Consider the following 636-nt stretch of genomic DNA (forward strand, 5'->3'; position numbering starts at 1 on the left):
GACACGTTGCTAGCTTTTGTATGTACCGCTGGTATGTACTTAGGTACGATGAGCGGAAGTATAATATCTGGAGTCGTATTTGGGACAACAAGTTTTTTAGATTATAGTAATGATTTCTATAAGCTAACAAATGTATTGGCTATAAAATTTTTTATTGAATCGTTTGTGGCTTTGCTCTGGACAAATGTTGTTTTTATGAAATTTAAAGATAGCAGTAAGTTACAGCAAGTTGGCCTTTCGTGGATAGGCTTATTTCTTTTGTTTACTGTATTCAATTCTGTATTCTATATTTACGATCTGCTTGCCGCTGGAAAAATCCAGTATAGTTTGATTTCAATTGGCTTAGATTTCTTAAAAATATCCGCATATGGTGTAGTAAATAGCGTGTATGGTGCAATATATATGCTAATGAACCCTATTGATTATTTAGTTACTTTGTTTAAATTGACGGAAGGCAATCAGTTTGTGATGGTTAAAGAGTTTCCTAAATGGTCTGTTTTACTCGCAGCAGCAATGTTGGTGTACATTCCTACGTTGGGGGATGGTTTTTCCTCGTTAGTCCAAACGCCACAGGATAGGTAATGGGCTGTGAATGTGAAAACTGATGTGATATTCATAGGCATAACAAACGCTTCA

At 35.5% G+C, this 636-nt stretch carries 1 protein-coding gene; it reads left to right on the forward strand.

The annotated features are described in order from the left end of the window. The coding region (locus tag VPNCDNU1_RS28965; RefSeq protein WP_167404919.1) for a hypothetical protein at positions 1 to 582 on the forward strand (582 nt) is incomplete at its 5' end. Positions 583 to 636: the final 54 nt, after the last annotated feature.

This window comes from Vibrio penaeicida, assembly GCF_002933855.1.
Taxonomy (GTDB): Bacteria; Pseudomonadota; Gammaproteobacteria; order Enterobacterales; family Vibrionaceae; genus Vibrio; species Vibrio penaeicida_A.